General features: G+C 41.7%; 15 protein-coding genes. 2 read left to right on the top strand and 13 right to left on the bottom strand.

Annotation, left to right across the window (positions count from 1 at the left end; all coding sequences use genetic code 11):
• Window positions 1-144: 144 nt before the first annotated feature.
• From rlmN to PSYCG_RS03270, 5 genes are all read right to left on the bottom strand, one after another.
• Window positions 145-1,374 (bottom strand): 23S rRNA (adenine(2503)-C(2))-methyltransferase RlmN, encoded by a 1,230-nt coding sequence (rlmN, locus tag PSYCG_RS03290; protein WP_020442922.1) that lies wholly within the window; start codon window positions 1,372-1,374, stop codon window positions 145-147.
• Between the two features lie 337 nt (window positions 1,375-1,711).
• Complete coding sequence (ndk, locus tag PSYCG_RS03285) at window positions 1,712-2,143, bottom strand: nucleoside-diphosphate kinase (RefSeq protein ID WP_011512998.1); 432 nt, start codon at window positions 2,141-2,143, stop codon at window positions 1,712-1,714.
• Between the two features lie 332 nt (window positions 2,144-2,475).
• A complete protein-coding gene (locus PSYCG_RS03280) occupies window positions 2,476-2,892 on the bottom strand; it encodes a lysozyme inhibitor LprI family protein (protein WP_020442921.1) in 417 nt (138 codons plus the stop codon).
• A gap of 265 nt (window positions 2,893-3,157) precedes the next feature.
• The gene (locus PSYCG_RS03275) at window positions 3,158-4,447 is read right to left on the bottom strand and encodes an adenylosuccinate synthase (protein ID WP_011512996.1); all 1,290 of its coding nucleotides are present in this window, start codon (window positions 4,445-4,447) and stop codon (window positions 3,158-3,160) included.
• 183 nt (window positions 4,448-4,630) lie between these two features.
• Window positions 4,631-5,935, bottom strand: coding sequence for an ATP phosphoribosyltransferase regulatory subunit (locus PSYCG_RS03270; RefSeq protein ID WP_020442920.1), 1,305 nt, complete (start codon window positions 5,933-5,935; stop codon window positions 4,631-4,633).
• 493 nt (window positions 5,936-6,428) lie between these two features.
• On the opposite strand from PSYCG_RS03270, the gene PSYCG_RS03265 reads away from it, so the two are divergent.
• Complete coding sequence (locus tag PSYCG_RS03265) at window positions 6,429-6,818, top strand: DUF2237 family protein (RefSeq protein ID WP_011512994.1); 390 nt, start codon at window positions 6,429-6,431, stop codon at window positions 6,816-6,818.
• 61 nt (window positions 6,819-6,879) lie between these two features.
• Window positions 6,880-8,094 carry a magnesium/cobalt transporter CorA gene (corA, locus tag PSYCG_RS03260; protein ID WP_020442919.1) on the top strand — a complete coding sequence of 405 codons (1,215 nt, stop codon included), beginning with the start codon at window positions 6,880-6,882 and terminating at the stop codon, window positions 8,092-8,094.
• A gap of 130 nt (window positions 8,095-8,224) precedes the next feature.
• On the opposite strand, the gene PSYCG_RS03255 is transcribed toward corA, so the two are convergent.
• The 8 genes from PSYCG_RS03255 to PSYCG_RS03220 all read right to left on the bottom strand — a co-directional run bounded on the left by PSYCG_RS03255 (window position 8,225) and on the right by PSYCG_RS03220 (window position 17,535).
• Window positions 8,225-8,722 (bottom strand): phosphate-starvation-inducible PsiE family protein, encoded by a 498-nt coding sequence (locus PSYCG_RS03255; RefSeq protein ID WP_011512992.1) that lies wholly within the window; start codon window positions 8,720-8,722, stop codon window positions 8,225-8,227.
• Window positions 8,723-8,826: 104 nt separating this feature from the next.
• Window positions 8,827-9,723, bottom strand: coding sequence for a bifunctional methylenetetrahydrofolate dehydrogenase/methenyltetrahydrofolate cyclohydrolase FolD (folD, locus tag PSYCG_RS03250; RefSeq protein WP_011512991.1), 897 nt, complete (start codon window positions 9,721-9,723; stop codon window positions 8,827-8,829).
• A gap of 393 nt (window positions 9,724-10,116) precedes the next feature.
• The gene (locus PSYCG_RS03245) at window positions 10,117-11,568 is read right to left on the bottom strand and encodes a capsule assembly Wzi family protein (protein WP_011512990.1); all 1,452 of its coding nucleotides are present in this window, start codon (window positions 11,566-11,568) and stop codon (window positions 10,117-10,119) included.
• A gap of 121 nt (window positions 11,569-11,689) precedes the next feature.
• Window positions 11,690-12,892 carry a DegT/DnrJ/EryC1/StrS family aminotransferase gene (locus PSYCG_RS03240; protein WP_020442918.1) on the bottom strand — a complete coding sequence of 401 codons (1,203 nt, stop codon included), beginning with the start codon at window positions 12,890-12,892 and terminating at the stop codon, window positions 11,690-11,692.
• Window positions 12,893-13,055: 163 nt separating this feature from the next.
• Window positions 13,056-15,011 carry an asparagine synthase (glutamine-hydrolyzing) gene (gene asnB / locus PSYCG_RS03235; RefSeq protein WP_020442917.1) on the bottom strand — a complete coding sequence of 652 codons (1,956 nt, stop codon included), beginning with the start codon at window positions 15,009-15,011 and terminating at the stop codon, window positions 13,056-13,058.
• Between the two features lie 99 nt (window positions 15,012-15,110).
• Window positions 15,111-15,776, bottom strand: coding sequence for an acetyltransferase (locus PSYCG_RS03230; protein ID WP_020442916.1), 666 nt, complete (start codon window positions 15,774-15,776; stop codon window positions 15,111-15,113).
• Complete coding sequence (locus tag PSYCG_RS03225; protein ID WP_020442915.1) at window positions 15,769-16,392, bottom strand: sugar transferase; 624 nt, start codon at window positions 16,390-16,392, stop codon at window positions 15,769-15,771. The genes PSYCG_RS03230 and PSYCG_RS03225 overlap by 8 nt, the downstream gene beginning before the upstream one ends.
• A 9-nt stretch (window positions 16,393-16,401) precedes the next feature.
• A complete protein-coding gene (locus tag PSYCG_RS03220) occupies window positions 16,402-17,535 on the bottom strand; it encodes a glycosyltransferase family 4 protein (RefSeq protein WP_020442914.1) in 1,134 nt (377 codons plus the stop codon).
• Between the last annotated feature and the right edge of the window lie 203 nt (window positions 17,536-17,738).

Here is a 17,738-nt window from a genome sequence, read left to right as displayed (position 1 = left end):
ACGACACGCTACCACAATAAATTGTTGATTAGTACTGCCTGCATAGTAGAGGCTACAAAAAATACTATAGTAGGATTCTCTTTAATACATCAATTCGTCTATAGCTACGTTAGATAGCTATAGCAGTCATTTTTATTAACCTAATTAACTATTCTCGCGATCCTTGATGCTTTGCTGCCATGCGGCTGAACGACGCGTTCTATCAGCAACTTGCCCAACCAATTGACCACATGCCGCATCAATATCATCACCACGAGTTTGACGTATGGTACAAACAAAACCTGCTTCGCTTAATATGTTGCTAAAGGCATGAATGCGATTATTACTCGACTTATCATAATTTGCATGAGGGAACGGGTTAAATGGTATCAAGTTAATCTTACTCGGTAAATCGCCCAATAATGTGACCAATTGCTCAGCATGCTCATTACTATCATTGACGCCATCTAACATCACATATTCAATAGTCACGTGTTTCTTGTGGCGCGGATTGACTTCAAAAACGTAATTTCTCGCTGCCGCCATGAGCTGCTCTAATGGATATTTTTTATTGATCGGCACTAATTCATTACGCAGCTCATCATTTGGTGCGTGCAATGAAATCGCTAAAGCCACGTCAAGCTCCTGTGCCAACTCATACATTTTTGGTACCACGCCTGAAGTCGACAAAGTAACGCGGCGCTTTGATAAACCATAAGCATGGTCACTGAGCATCAATTCCATCGAGCTGACAACGGGACGATAGTTTAATAACGGCTCACCCATACCCATCATAACCACATTAGTAACGTTGTTTTCCCATAAACTATGGTCAATATTTTCTAAACTATCATTTTCATCGGTCATATAAGAGGCATTTGCCACCCATAATTGTCCAAGAATCTCAGCCGCCGTCAAATCGCGCTCAAAGCCCTGCTTACCCGTACTACAAAAACTACAGTCCAGTGCACAGCCCACTTGCGAAGAGACACACAAGGTTTTACGACCGTTTAATTTGCTATCATCTGCGGGAATCAGTACGGTCTCGACCAACGAGCCACCCGTAACTTCAAATACCCATTTACGCGTACCGTCATCACTATATTGACGATGAATCACTTTTGGCGGAATGACACAGGCATTGGCTGATAATTTATCACGCAAAGATTTACTCAGGTTGGTCATTTGCTCAAAGTCAGTTACCCCTTGCTGATATATCCACTTGATGACTTGCGTCGAGCGAAACGGCTTTTCGCCAATACTCTTAAAGTATTCCGCCAGTTGCGCTTGTGTCATACCTAATAGATTGGTTTTTGCCTGCGCCTCATCTACCAATTTTATGCTGTTAGCAGTTTTGGCTGGGACATGTTGGATAGGGGTTTGGACATTCGACATAATAAATAACCTTTTTGCATCTGCTGGTATGAGCGATGCAATTGTTGAGATGGGCGGTGCTAGACATACTCAATATATGAGTGCATGAGCAATCCGTTATGAGCGCATTTTTTACCAAAAACTGAGGGCAATATGCTGATAAAGGATTGATAACGCTATATAAAACCAATAATGAGGGAGAGGAGTTAAAATTTCAATACATAGTCAGACTATTATAATAGCTAAAACGGCTTATACCAAAAGATATAAGCCGTCTTACTACACTAATTATTAATTAGCACTATTATTATGCATAACAACTATCATGCACAAAAGCGGCTATCAATAAAAACTGCTATTAACGCGTACGTGCACACACTTCTTCTTCATTGAAAAAGTAGCTGATTTCACGTGCTGCTGATTCAGCTGAATCTGAACCATGAACCGCATTTTCATCGATGCTGCTAGCGAAATCAGCACGGATAGTGCCTTCAGCTGCGTCTTTTGGGTTAGTCGCGCCCATGATATCACGATGCGTAGCGATCGCATTTTCGCCTTCTAATACTGATACCAGTACTGGACCTGAAGTCATAAATGACACTAGGTCGTTGTAGAATGGACGCTCAGCGTGCTCAGCGTAAAAACCGCCCGCTTTTTTATCATCAAGTTGCATCATTTTAGCAGCAACAATTTTTAGACCTGATTTTTCAAAACGATCGTAGATAGCGCCAATGTTGTTGCCAGCGACTGCGTCAGGTTTGATGATAGATAGAGTACGTTCGTTAGCCATGAAAAGCTCCTAATAAATAAGTGAGAAGTTAAATAATTTACATTGTCTGTGATCATTGCGCTGAGCGAATTCATTTATGAATGTCCAATGCGGATACGCAATACGATGCTCAGCGAATGATTGCTGCCTATTATAATGATTAAGACTGTAAATGATAGGGTTAATTACTCTAACTGCTCAGAAAAGCAAGGTTTAAAAAAGCTTTAAAATTACCATGTGTAAAAATGGATAATTTTAAAGCTTTTTTATATAGAGGCAATATTAGTCACATTTTTATATAGAGGCAATATTAGTCACATTGCAAAGGATTTTACAAACGTACAATTGGCTAATTACTCTCCTAAGCGACTGTCGCGGCAACTGCCAGCGCTACATTCACGTGCCCGCTCATTTAAGAAGTTTACACGTTTGATAGTGGTACGGGTAGCACAGTCCATGTTGACATAAAAACCACCTTCATCATGATAGCTACATTGATCATTACGGTCACGCATCCAAGCTAACTGCCCACGTTTGAGTTTAGATTTTTGCGTACTACTTAAGACTTTATTCAATTTGGTATAAGAATTATTGAGCTCTTTATCTGCTTCCAAATATACTTTGGTTAAGCAGTACAATCCGTCAAAGTCATTAACCGGTTTATCACAATTCTGTGCGCCCCAAGAGAGCATAGGAAACATGAAAGCCGCTGACGTCAGTATCGCTAAAGACGTTTTACCAATAGTATGATTAACGATATTCATTTTCATAACAGATCCCTCTTATTAATTGATGGCTAAAAAAATCCTTTTTACCCTATTGCTTTTACAAGGCTATTTGCTCACTTATTAAATACTATTTAATAGAGATAGTAATCTCACTACACTTTATCACTATAAGCTTATCCCTTTTTGAAAGCGTTTATCTCGACTTTATGTAATTAAGAAGTGCCAATATTTTAAAAAAATGCCGTAAAAAAACCCCCATTGCATTTAGCCAATGGAGGTTATTGTTACTAAGTAACTTTTTTACCAATTAAGCATCATACGGATCACGCAATACAATGGTCTCTTCACGATCAGGACCGGTTGAGATGATATCAACTGGGCAACCAATCAACGCTTCGATACGTTTGATGTATATTTTGGCGTTTTCAGGCAGCTCATCGTAGTTAGTGATACCGACCGTTGATTCGCTCCAGCCTTGTAGCGTTTCGTACTTTGGCGTTACCGCTTCGTAGAACTCTGCATCATGCGCGCCTGCACACTCAGTCTCAGGTAAGTTATAACCCACACCGATTAGCAATTCTTCTAGACCATCTAACACGTCAAGCTTGGTTAGGCAGATACCTGACATAGAGTTAAGTACCACTGCACGGCGTAATGCTTCAGCATCAAACCAACCACAGCGACGCGCGCGGCCAGTCGTGGCACCAAACTCATGACCGACTTTGGCTAAATGCGCGCCAACATCATCAAACAATTCAGTTGGGAATGGACCACTACCAACACGGGTGGTATAGGCTTTCGTGATACCAAGGACATAATCTAAATATAATGGACCGATACCCGTACCTGTAGATACACCACCAGCGGTTACACTTGAGCTGGTTACAAACGGATAAGTACCGTGGTCGATATCAAGTAATGTGCCTTGTGCACCTTCAAACATTAGGTTCTTGCCAGCAAGACGCAATTGGTTCAAATCTTCAGTGACATCAGTCACCATGCCTCTGATTTCTTCTTTCCACTCTTTACAAAGCTTAAGCGTTTCATCAAAATCAATCGCTTCAACTTTATAGTACTGAGTCAATTGGAAGTTATGATATTCGATTAAGTTACGTAGTTTTTCTTCTAAGTCATCACGGAACAAATCAGCAAGCTTGATGGCACGGCGTGCAACTTTGTCCTCATAAGCTGGTCCAATACCACGACCAGTCGTACCGATTTTACCACTACCGCGCTTGGCTTCACGCGCTTGATCAAGGGCAACATGATATGGCATGATTAGTGGGCAGTTTGGAGAAATACGTAGGCGCTCACGTACTGGAACGCCATTCTCTTCTAAACCTTTCATCTCTTTAAGTAGTGCATCAGGTGCTAATACCACGCCATTACCGATAAAACAGGTAACGCCTTCACGCAAAATACCAGATGGGATTAAGTGTAAGACGGTGGTTTTACCATCTACAACTAACGTATGTCCAGCGTTATGTCCGCCTTGGAAGCGTGCAACTGCTGAGGCTTTTTCGGTTAGTAAATCGACGATTTTACCTTTACCTTCATCGCCCCATTGGCTACCTAAAACTACGACATTTTTACCCATGATAAATCCTTACCTTAATATATTGAGGTGTGTGCAATAAGTGTTTAAAACTACCTATCAAAACGAAAGTAATGCTAAAAACGATACTTTAAACAAAGTATATTTTTAACGACTTAATCACTAAATATCTTTTTATAGCAAACGCTTTTTTATAGCATTTATAAATGTTAAATATTTTCAAAGTTAAACCGCGTGTAGCTGCCATTGGTTATCGACCAGACTTAAACGATGAGTCATACCCACTGGCATATCTTTTGCCGTTAATGGCATGGTCACACGATAGCCCTGCTGACGTAAGCTTGCCACTTGCTGTAATAATAGCTGCAGCTGCTCACTATCCAAATCCTTGAAAGCGTCATAATCAACCAGCACAATAACAGGTGCATCAAGCTGAGTATGCGCGAGCAAACGGCTGACATCCATACTAAAGCCGGTCGCTTGACGTGGCTGATTCGTGGCTAATTGATTACTTTTCATACCATCAAAGCGCCCGCCACGTACCAGCGGCTGAATTTCACTATTGATATAACCATTGAACACAATGCCCGTATGATAATGATAGCCTGACAGCTCGGTCACATCGATACTGACCGCACACTGCCACTGTACTTGCAAGTGCGCTTTTAGACGTTGCAGCTCATCAATAGCTGTGACAATTTGAGTGTCTTGTTGCGCATTCTCTGACAATCTTCCAAGCAGATTTGCAATGTCATGACCAAAGCGCGCCAAGGTATAAAAATCGCTACCCAGCGGTAGCGCTTGGCAAACCTGTTTCAGCTCTGGTAAGTTCTTATTGGCATAAAGCTGCATCAATTGCTCAGTATCACTTTCTGATAATACTGCTAATTCTGCCAAGCGCTTAAATATCGCTACATGACCCAAATCAACATGTAATGCTGCGCTCATCTCTAGGCTATTAAGCATGCTAAATAAGACATCAATCAGCTCAATATCTGCTGCAATGGACTCACAACCAAATATCTCAGCACCGAGCTGTAACGGTGTACGTGAGCCAAAAAGCCCCGATGGCAAAGTATGAATCACATCACCTGCATAGCAATAACGCGCGATTCCATCGCCGCCATGGTGTGCATCAATACGTAGAATCTGCGGCGTGATATCCGCGCGTATACCCATCAATCGACCAGTTAACTGATCGATAATCTTAAAGGTTTGACGCTTTAAATCTTCTGAGGCTCCGCTCAGTAGCGATTCAGTAAACTCAATCATTGGCGGATTGACCAACTGATAGCCATGGCTGATAAGTTGCTGGGTCAATTGATGTCTAAGCACTTCTTGCTTATGGGCGTCTTCAAATAACACATCGACCACCCCATCAGGCAACAACCAGCTATTAGCAACATCGCTGGCAAGATTGCTAAGATAAGGTAAACGGTTGGGTGCGGCGGTATTATCAGCGGGCTGAGTAGCCGCTTGCTTGAGGGTATTTTGCAGGGCAGGTTTTGCAGAATCAGAACTGGCAGACACAATAAATCCTTGTTTGGCGTATCGCTTACCAAAAGCGCGGTAAAGATGCGGTACTTAAAGGTTATATTTCCAATTGCATAGACATCAGGCGTTTTTTATTTTTCACGCGCAACATCACTGACCCAATTATTGATAAGCAAACTAGGTAACCGCAAAAGGGTGAGTAATAGTATTAGTTGGGATGATAAGACGAGTATCTTTATGCGCTAAAAAATTATGATAAATAATCAAGGCACTTTATGCTTTAGTTTAGCATAGCAGCCACGCTTCGCCTAGTGACAATTAACGGCAATCGCCATCTAATTTATTCTAATAACCTTAAAAACTGTCTTTTTTATGACAGATTTATCATCATAAATACCGTATTTCTATAGACAAAATATAGCGTTAACGGGGCAATATTTTGTCTAACTATCTGCTGCATCTATCGTTGAATAACGTCTTAGATCTATACTCATGTTACACTAGCCTATATTTTTACTTTGGAAGCCTTATGTCATCTGATTATCATCCAAATCCTGCTACCAATCAAGCAAATGTGCTTGGTACTGCCCTAGCCAGCTGTTGTTTTGATCCGCTTACCGGTTATTATCGCAATGGTTTTTGTCATACGGGCAATCATGATGTTGGTCAACATACCGTTTGCGCCAAAATGACCAGCGAGTTTTTAAATTTTTCAGCCAGTCGCGGTAACGATTTGATAACGCCACTGCCCGAGTATGGTTTCGCCGGTCTACAACCTGGTGACTACTGGTGTATTTGCGCGCTACGTTGGGTTGAAGCACTCGATTTAGGCATGGCACCACAAATCAAGCTTGAAGCATGTCATGAGAGCTTATTAAATTTGGTCGATATTGATACGTTAAAACACTTTGCCTTGTAATCCGTATCAGTTGCAGAAGTTATTTTATATTTATTTTTATACTTAGACAGAAGGAGTAGGTATGAACCAAGATGATGACCTGATTGTCAAAACGGCAACGCGTATCACACCTGAGTCTAATGTCAGTCTTATTGACGCCACTGTCATAGACGAGCACTCCTATCTAGACAATTATGACAGCTATATCTATGGCGATTCTGATGCGACGGTCGAGGACACTATTGAGACCATGACCGTCTATGATCCAGATTCTGAGCGCTATGAGGATATTGAGCCACTCAGTGCTAATGAAGTGGTCAATTGTTATGCGTATTCCCGTAAAACGGGTGAACAGCTGAACAAAATAGCGCTCAGGGATGTCAGTCGCGCCTTGAGCAATAGTGGTCAGTTTATCTGGTTAGGTCTTTATGAGCCTAGCCTGCAGACAATATCCGAGGTAAAAGAAGCCTTTGATCTGCACGAGCTTTCAATCGAAGATGCCTTTGCTGACCATCAACGCGCCAAAGTTGAAAGTTATGATAACGATACGATATTTGTGGTATTACGTACCGCTAAGCTTGAAGGCAATGTCATCCGCTACGGTACTACGGCGATATTTATGGGCAAGAACTATCTGATTACGATTCGTAATGGTCCTTCTAACTCCTATGCGCCGGTACGTGAGCACTGCAATCGACGCCCTGAAAAACTGCGTATGGGACCTATATTTGTCTTGCACGCTGTAATTGATTTTATCGTCGATAACTATATGCCAGTGACCGACCGCTTAGGCAGCTATTTACGTGAGCAAGAGCGCAATATTTTTACTTATGAATTTAATAAAGAAACGCTTAGAAATCTATATGAATTAAAATCACAATTGGTGCATATGCGTGCAGTTATTTTACCAGTGCAGGATATCTGTAGCTTTTTTATAAACCATCAAAAAAGCGATTTGGTCTCACCATTTTCGCACGCTGCAAAGCCCTACTTTCGAGATGTGAATGACCATTTACTGCATTCTTTAGATGCCATCAATGGTTTAAATGAGATGCTCAGTGTGGTGATGAATACATATCTCGCTATGGTAAATATGGGACAGAATGAGGTGGTTCGCAAGCTTGCGGCTTGGGCAGGTATTTTGGCAGTACCGACGGCGATTGCTGGTATTTATGGCATGAACTTCGACTTTATGCCTGAGCTACACTGGCAATATTCTTACTTTATCATTATGGCGGTTATCATTTCACTATGTAGCTTTTTATACCTTAACTTTAAGCGCTTGGGCTGGTTATAAACCCGCTTTTTAGATAAAAAAAAGAGCTTCCATATATATAGAAGCTCTTTTTTTATTAACAGATATTAACTATCGTTAGTAACTCATCGACACCTATCATCCCTTTATTCATGATATTTATCGAAAATAATTATTTAAGAGACTGTTCATTATCAACACAAGGCAAGTGATGCTCAGTACTGGTCACTTGATGGTCTTTCAAATAATCTTCTGGTCGCCCAAACATCTTAGCTGTCCAAGTTAATATAACAATTGACGCACTCAGCACCATAATGGCAAAGGAAATCGTTGCTAGCAGCCATAAGTGAAAGTTATCTGATACTGCCTGTACATCGACGACTAGATGTCGCGATAAAGCCGTAATCGCAATAAATATCAAGAACTGCACTGGCAAACGATGAGTCTTAAAATAGATCCCAATCATCGCTAACAGCTCTAGATAAATAAAGAGCAATAAGATGTCTTTCAAATCCGCTGAACCTTTTTGAAAGATCACAAAGAATTCTTTGCCCGCTGTCCAAACTACCACTACACTGATTAAAAATAAGATTATGTAATGAGAGACATCGACGAACTCTCTACCAATACCTTGTAATCGCTCATGAATACCCACGTTATTTTTAGCCATGTTAGATCCTATCAACGGTAAGGGGGTTGATTTAGCCTGAGTCTTTGTGCTGTCTACTGTGAAGTCTCAGGCTCCTTATCTATCGGCAATCCATGCTCTTATGATTAACTATTGTCTAAACCGGCAGCTTTTTCAGCAGCATCAACGGTCTGGCGAATAAGCGTATTAATCGTCATAGGCCCAACGCCGCCTGGGACTGGTGTATAAGCACTGGCAATATTTTCTACACCTTGCAGCTCGATATCACCGACGCCGCCATTATCAGTCGGATGGAATCCTGCATCGATGACTACCGCGCCTGCTTTAATCCAATCAGCTTTGATCAGCTCAGGTACACCTACTGCTCCAACTATGATATCAGCACGTTTAATATGAGACTCTAAATCTTGCGTTCTTGAATGGCAGATTGTTACTGTACAGTTGGCATTTAATAGCATCATTGCCATTGGTTTACCTAAAATTGCACTACGACCCACTACCACGGCCTCCAAACCAGCCAGCTCAATATTATGCTGCTCTAGTAAATGCATGATACCTTGCGGGGTACATGAGCCATAAGCGGACTGCTGCATTGCCATACGACCAAAGCCAAGACAGGTCACACCATCGACGTCTTTTGCCAAGTCAATCTTCTCAAAGCAAGCACGCTCATCAATATGAGCCGGTACTGGGTGCTGCAGCAAAATCCCATGAACATCTGGACTGCTATTCAGCTCGTATATTTTTGCCATCAACTCTGCAGTCGTCGTTACACTTGGCATCTCAACCCGAATAGAATCCATGCCGACACGCTTACAAGCATTACCTTTCATACGTACATAAGTCGCAGAAGCTGGATCGTCACCGACCAATATCGTCGCTAAGCTTGGTGTACGTCCTGTCTTAGCTTTAATAGCGTCTACACGCGTGCGCAGTTGCTGTTCTATTTGTTTAGCAAGTGCTTTACCGTCCAAAACGGTAGCAGATCCTTGGGCAGTTGACGTAATAGACGCAATTGACATAGTAACTCCAATAGAGGGTGCGATAAAAAAGTAAAGACAGCGCCGCAATTGCTTGCATGCCTGTCTTATCCTTGATCAAGGTATGTTTGATACTCATATTGTACCTGCCTGAGCCAAAAAATCCTAGCACCCTATATTCGATTCAATTTAAAAAGAACACCGTACTGCTGGGATAAATTTTACGAAGCCTCTGGAGTGCGAAGCGCACAGCAAGCGAGAGAAATTTATCCCAGCATAATGCTATTCTAAGCATAACTCCTTTATATTGAACTCACTATATTAAAAAGCCATAATTAAAAAATAATAACGTGACCATAAAAAAGTCGATCTATTAAATACTAATAGATCGACTTTTTGTTTTCAAGCACTGTCGTGCATTGATTAAGCCACCATTTAGTAAGTCTGCAGCTCAATACCTACACCTACGCCGATATCAGTCGACTGGATATCTGAATCTACGGCCCAAATTCGGCTAGAAATAAGCGTTTGAGGGTTGTATTGATGCTCCCAAGCCACATCGATACCAGTTAACTTATCAGTCGTTGGGAATGCTTGGTTAATGGCTTCATCTGCTTGATTTACCTTAGCATGCTGTAGTTTTGCATTAATAAAATTACGGTTATCGAGCCATAAGCGACCACCAAGTGCGATACTTTCTGCATCGCCACCTAATGCATAGCCTAATGGGAAGCCTTGCTGATAATAGCCGTCTGTATAAGTACCATGATCATAAGAAATCCCTCTTACCTCACCGCTAGTGCGGGTATCTGTATACTCTGCATAAAGCTGATAAGGTTTGCCATAAGCAGCAGACGCATAATCAACACCGGCTAAATACATGTTTTTCGCTGGCAAGCCGCCTGCTTCATCTTCACCGACATATTGAGCATAAACGCCCGCAGGTACATTCACCAATGACGCTAAACTTAAGCGCGCGTCAAAACCGCCTAACTGATTGGCAGGATCTTCACCAATTGTAGCACCATTATCACCATTATCTTTGGTGCCTAAGAGAGCATCAGTAAAGGAGCCAAAACTCTGTGGACGACCTTCACCGCCCCACATAAAGGTACGAGAAGCACCCACCTCTAACCATTCCCATGGGCTAGCCGTCAGCCTTGCACCAAACAGCTTAGCGTCAGGAATCGCTTCATAATCCTCTAACTGACCGGCAAATAGCTGATACTGCCAAGGTCCAACCCACGATAAATACTGCGATGTCGGCGCTGTTTGCTGATCACGCTGCATGGTAAAACCTGCGACCGGCAAGCTTGCATCGCCTCGAATAAGGCTACCATCATGCCCAGGTCCCCACCACGTTGGAATTTTACCCGCTATCAACCACTGATTGGCAGCAGTACCAGCAAGGTATGAGCCCTCAAAGCTAACATCTGAGCTGTCATCGATGAGTTTGTCATTTTTTAAATTGGCTTGTAAATTAAATTCCCACTCCGCTTCGCTAAGTGACACGCCAACGCTTGCCTGTTGACCCGCCAGCTTATCATCAGCAAATTTTTGTGGTAGCTGATCTCTGTCGGTTTGTATATGCAGGGCTGCCGAGCCTTTTACCACTGAGTTGCGGTTCTGATTCAATCGCGTTTGTACCGACTGTAGGATCTGCTGCTGCGCTGGCGTCTGGGCATTAGCGCTATTTAGAGCACGTTTAATCTCATTAGCAGTCAGTGGCCAAGTACTGGTGCTAATCTGCGCGACCCCTTGAGTATTCAGCCAGTCAAGATCTGCCTTAAGCTTTAGATCGTTCATATACAGGTTTTGTGCAGATGCCAACATCGACACTGATGATAAGACACCAAAACCCAATAAAATGCTTAGCTTCTTGTACATGATCAAATACTCTTTGGTTATAAGGGGTTTATTATAAATGCCAATGGTTTATAAATGCTATCGGTCAAACATCAATTTGCATTAACGTAACTAAATTTAACTTAACTCAATAACTGATATCTTATTGGTTATGTATATTCGCAAATACGCCATCAATCGCCTGTACGGTTTGCTTAATTTCGTCTTCTGTCAACGTTGGATGCACCAAAAACATCAAGCTGGTTTCGCCCAGCTGCTTAGCGACTGGCAGTCTATTTTCAGGACGTAAGCCGGTATTATCAAATGCTTTTTCCAGATATACCTCAGAAGCCGATCCTGAAAAACAAGGAACCCCTAAGTCATTTATCTCTCGAATAATACGATCTCGTGACCACTCTTTCGGTAGGTTATCTGACTGCACATAGACGTAAAGCTTATAATAGGCGTGGGTCGAATCTGCAAACTGCACTGATTCTTCTAATCTTGGTACAGAAAGATAGCCTTTTGCTTCCCATTTAGCACAGGCATCTAGGATAGTTTGAGCATTGGCGGTACGCTTGGCTGTCCAATCAGGCATCCTTTTTAATTGAATACGACCGAGCACTGCTTGCATTTCAGTCATACGCCAATTTGTACCGAAGCTTTCATGTAACCAGCGATAGCCGGGTGCATGATCTGTCTCATAGACAGCAGCGTAGCTTTTACCATGGTCTTTATACGCCCACATCTTACGCCATAACTGCTCGTCATTGGTGGTGACCATGCCGCCCTCACCGCCTGTGGTCATGATCTTGTCTTGGCAAAAGCTCCACGCGCCGATATGACCAATACTACCGACACTCCGACCTTTATAGGTCGCACCATGTGCCTGCGCGCAGTCTTCTATCACATATAGATTATGCTTATCTGCCAGCGCCATGATGCCATCCATATCACATGGCCAGCCTGCCAGATGTACGCATACAATACCTTTGGTCTTGTCAGTCAACACCGCAGCGATCGACTCAGGAGTAATGTTACCAGTGGCTTCGTCAACATCGGAAAATACTGGCGTAGCGCCAATATTGACCACCGATGAGATACTCGCAATAAAGGTACGCGGCGTCACGATGACCTCATCGCCCGCTCCTATACCGAACGCTTGCAACGCCACATCTAATGCTAAAGTACCGTTGCCCATGGCAATTGCATACTTGCTGTCTGACCACTCAGCGAATTCTTCCTCAAACTGACGACACTCTTGACCTGTCCAGTAATTTACCTTGTTAGACAATAATACTTGACTGACTGCATCAGCCTCGATTTGAGTAAAGCTTGGCCAAGGTGAAAATGTGGTGTTTAACATAGTTGCCTCGATAGTGCTTATTTATAATTAATGATTCATCATTGACGATTAATAACTTATAACGAAATATTTGATTCTGAGTTTTTATTTATACTTTTTATTTATTGAGGGGTCTTGCAGGATTACCAATTAAAATATTTCACATATGCAAATAGAGGCCGATTTACTGGGTCTCAATCCATGCTTGGAACATCAATACATCCCATAAGTGGTGCTGATGATTGTACAGTCCACTTAAATGTTCTTTCCACATTTTTCGTATGGGTTGTGGATTAAAAAAACCTTGCTGTAATAGAAGATTTTCGTTTAACAATTCTTCAGCCCAGTCTCGTAATGAGCCACGTAGCCAATCATGCAAAGGTATACCAAACCCCATTTTAGGACGTTCAATTAACTCACGTGGTACATGACGAAATAATACCTGTTTTAAAGGCCACTTACCTTCTCCCTTATGTATCTTGTAATCTAATGGCAAACTCCAAGCCAGTTCAGCAATGCGGTGATCGAGCAGTGGCACACGTGTTTCAAGACTGTTTGCCATGGCCGCTCTATCAACTTTCGCCAATATATCGTCTGTCATGTAGGTCTGTGCATCCATAGCCATCATGGCATGTTGAAAACTATCCGTCTCAGGCCAAGCCTTAGAATCGCTAATTAATGTTTTTGGTTCCTTTGCATTAATAACTATGCTTTCAGGATGCTGCCAATGACTGGTGAGCGTCTGATAAAAAGCTTGCTCGTCATTAATATCAAGTACGCCTGCAAATTTGTGAACCTTATCTCCTGGCGTACGTAAACGTAAACGCTCAGGTAGCGCTGGGCCAAGCTTATCAAAGAGCATATCCCAATTTTTTGGTGATAAAGAAGTAAGTACAGAAGCAACAGATTGACGTACTGGTTTTGGTAGCTTACGACTTCTATTCCAAACCTGTTGAGCCATTAGATAACGATTGTAACCGCCAAACAACTCATCACCTCCATCCCCACTGAGTGAAACAGTCACGTGTTGACTCGCGAGCTCGCTGACTAAAAAAGTTGGAATTTGTGAGCTATCTGAAAACGGTTCACTATATATACAAGCTAGCTTGGGTATCACAGATAAAGCGTCTTCAGGGCGTACGTAAAGCTCAGTATGATCAGTACCAATATGTTTCGCTACCGCTTTTGCATGAATCGCTTCATTATAGCCTACGTCATCAAAACCTATAGTAAAGGTTTTCACTGGACGCGAGCTTTGTGCTTGCATTAATGCTACGACAGCACTGCTGTCTATACCTCCACTTAAAAAAGCACCAAGCGGAACATCAGATAGCATTTGATCTCCAATACTTTTAGTAAGAGCTGACTCTAAAGCGTCTACAGCCTGCTCTGGACTTCCTGTAAATGGATTAGATGTTCCATTTTCAACCATATCGTTAAAACGCCAGTATGCTTGTGGTTGAGCCTTTTTCGCTTTTTCTATATCTTCTAATGGTAGTTGTAGCCAATGACCTGGTCGCAGCTTTTCAATACCTTCATAAATACTATAAGGTGCGGGAATACAGTTATGTCGAAGTAGTAAGGTGATCGCATCACGATTGATATCTGTCTGAAAAGTGGGATGTGCTTTTAGTCCTTTTAACTCGGAACTAAAGTACAGACTTTTACCTTGCCAGCCCCAATATAAAGGCTTTTCACCCATTCGATCTTTTGCGAAAGTCAATATTTTTTGTTGTCGATCCCATAACGCAATAGCAAACATACCCACCATAGCTTGTAGAGTATTTTTGATACCCCAAGCTACAAAACAAGCAAGCATGGTCTCTGTATCTGAATGACCACGCCAATTAGGCGCTTTATGTTCAGACATCAATTGCTTACGCAACTCTAAGTGATTATAAATCTCACCATTAAAAACAATCACATATCGACCACATGCAGAGTGCATAGGCTGCGCACCTGCGGGCGATAAATCTTGAATCGCTAAACGTCGATGACCAAGAACTAAATTAATGCTTTCATCTTGCCAGCTATCTCCAGCATCTGGACCTCGATTACGGATTGCTGTGTTCATTTGTTGTATTATAGTATTTGAAGGTAGTATTGTATTTGTATTGAAAAAACCATTTATTCCACACATGGTCAAAGCACCTTATATTTATTGTAAATTTTTTTATATGTAGAATAAACCTATGTTTTAACTCAAAGGTCAACGATATTTATTAAACATTTTTTAAAACTATTTATTGAGTGGTCTTGCAGGATTACCAATGACGACTGCCCCAGCTGGGACGTCTTTCGTAACAACGGCACCCATTCCAACGATGGCACCTTTACCAATAACTAAGGGCTTATCAGGTGTGCCTTGCTTGATGACTGCGCCCGTACCGATATAAGCATGATCATGAATGTGAATATTGCCATTGCAACTGACACGTGGTGCAAAGGTGACATAATCGCCAATGATACAATCGTGTTCGACGTAGCTATATAAATTGGCATGGAAGCATTTACCAATAGTGACGTTAGCAGCTATAGTGACAAATGGACTAAGTGCTGCCCCCTTATCTATCTTTACTGCATCCATAATCAAAGTAGAATCATGTTGAACTGACCAAAGCAATATTCCATCCTTATCTAACTTATCCGCTATTTTTTGACGAACAACACTATTAGCAATGGCAATCAGGACAAACTTATCATCGCTATCTATGCTTTTAAATTTTGTATAATTCATCGCAGTATAGCCGTTGACATTAGTGTCTTCAACTAATGCATCGTCAATAAATATAATCTGACTCTCTGTGTCATTGTCATTGTCCAATCTCTGCAACTGATCAATGGCCACTGGCATTAAACTACGTCCACAACCTGACGCACCATAAACGGCAAATAATTTACTCATAACTATTTTCTAAAGCTGACTGGTTTTGAGTACCCATAAATTTACTCATCGTCGCTTCACCATCGGCACTGATACCGTCTTTGATAAGTACTTTTTTTACCGTCTTAAGCAATATCTTAATATCTAGCAATAATGATTGATTGTCTACATACCACGTATCAAGCTCAAACTTCTTATCCCAACCGATGGCATTACGCCCATTCACTTGCGCATAACCGGTAATACCAGGGCGTACATTATGACGACGCGCTTGCGCTTTACTATAGAGCGGCAAGTACTCCATCAATAATGGCCGTGGTCCGACTAAGCTCATATTACCTTTAACAACATTCCAAAGCTCAGGCAATTCATCGAGACTACTATTGCGTAGTGCTTTACCAAAATCGGTCAGGCGCTCGCTATCAGGCAAAGGATTGCCTTCGCTATCTATGGCATCTTTCATAGTGCGGAACTTAATCATCTCAAAGGGTTCACCATTCAACCCGGGACGCGTCTGCCGAAAAAATACTGGCGAGCCTAAATTATGTTTAACCTTGTAAGCAGTGATGGCATATACCGGAGATAATACGACTAGAGCGGCAGTAGCGGCAGTAATATCAAAAAGGCGTTTTATCATTCTTGATTCCTATAAGCCCATGGCTTTCAACATAGATTTATTAACACTATGCACATCAAACTTCTTTTCGGCTAATGCGCGTGATGCCATACCCATAGAGACAATCAAACCTGGATTAAGAATAAACTCTTCCATTGCTAATACAAGCTCATCTACAGCCTTAATCGGTACAAGATAGCCATTATAGTTGTCAACAACCGTTTCACGACAGCCAGGTGCATCAGTAGTAATTATAGGCCGACCCATAGCCATAGCCTCTAACACGGTACGCGGGGTTCCTTCGCGATATGAAGGTAGAACATAGACAGAAGAAGCTGAAATAGCGGCCTGTACATTAGTAAGCTTACCCCAAAAAGTAAATAATCCATCTTCAACCCAACTGTCTAGTTCTTGCTGTTCAATAGCATCAGGGTTCTCATCTATCCAACCAACTAAATCAAATTGAGCGTGTGGATATTTAGCTTTAATAGTACGAGCTGCCTGTGCATATTCTCGAATACCTTTGTCGCCTAATAAACGAGCAATCAATAAAAACCTAATATCTATTTCATCATTAGTAATGGGTAATAGTGCGACTGAATATTCAAATAAGTCTACACCTGAACCATTGACCACGCAGGTTGTATTCTGATTAGATAAAATATTTAGCTTACGAAATAGAACCTCATCATCAGGGTTCTGAAAAAACACCGTTTGGCAACGGCGTAGTGCTGTCCGATACAACCCCTGAACAACAGCGCGTATATGACTACGTTTATTATCATTTTCAACCGTAAAAGCAAAGCCCAAACCGGTAATTAATGCAAACCGTTGTGGCACCCGTGCGAGCCAAGCTGCTAAGGTGCCATAAATAACAGGTTTTACAGTATAGCCCATAACATAATCAGGCTTTATACCTTTGATTAGGAAATACAATGCAAATAGAGCTTTTGAATCTGCTACAGGATTGGTACCTGTACGTTGCATCGAGATATCATGAGTGACAACCCCTAAATTCTTTAGGTTTAATGAGGTAACTTGGTTTTCCAGTAGATCAGGAGCAGCAACATGAACTTCCAAACCTTTGTCTATAAGCGCAATAATGAGTGCTTTACGAAACCCAATTAAAGAATCTGCAAAACCAGCGATAAGTAAAAATTTCATTTCCACCACATTTTAATATATTAAAATTGATTACAGGTATAACCTAAAAAAATTATTTTCTAGGAGCTGCATAGAATTGGGTAATAGTTGAAAAAAATAAGTAACGCCTCATTCAGTCTTGTCCAGTGTTCATCTTTGAGCATGATGCGAGGCATAGCGAACGATATCTTTTTTGTGGGAGAACTTAAAGATTAACTATTCGC

The organism is Psychrobacter sp. G (assembly GCF_000418305.1).
Taxonomy (GTDB): Bacteria; Pseudomonadota; Gammaproteobacteria; order Pseudomonadales; family Moraxellaceae; genus Psychrobacter; species Psychrobacter cryohalolentis.
This window is presented reverse-complemented; position numbering and strand designations above follow the sequence as displayed.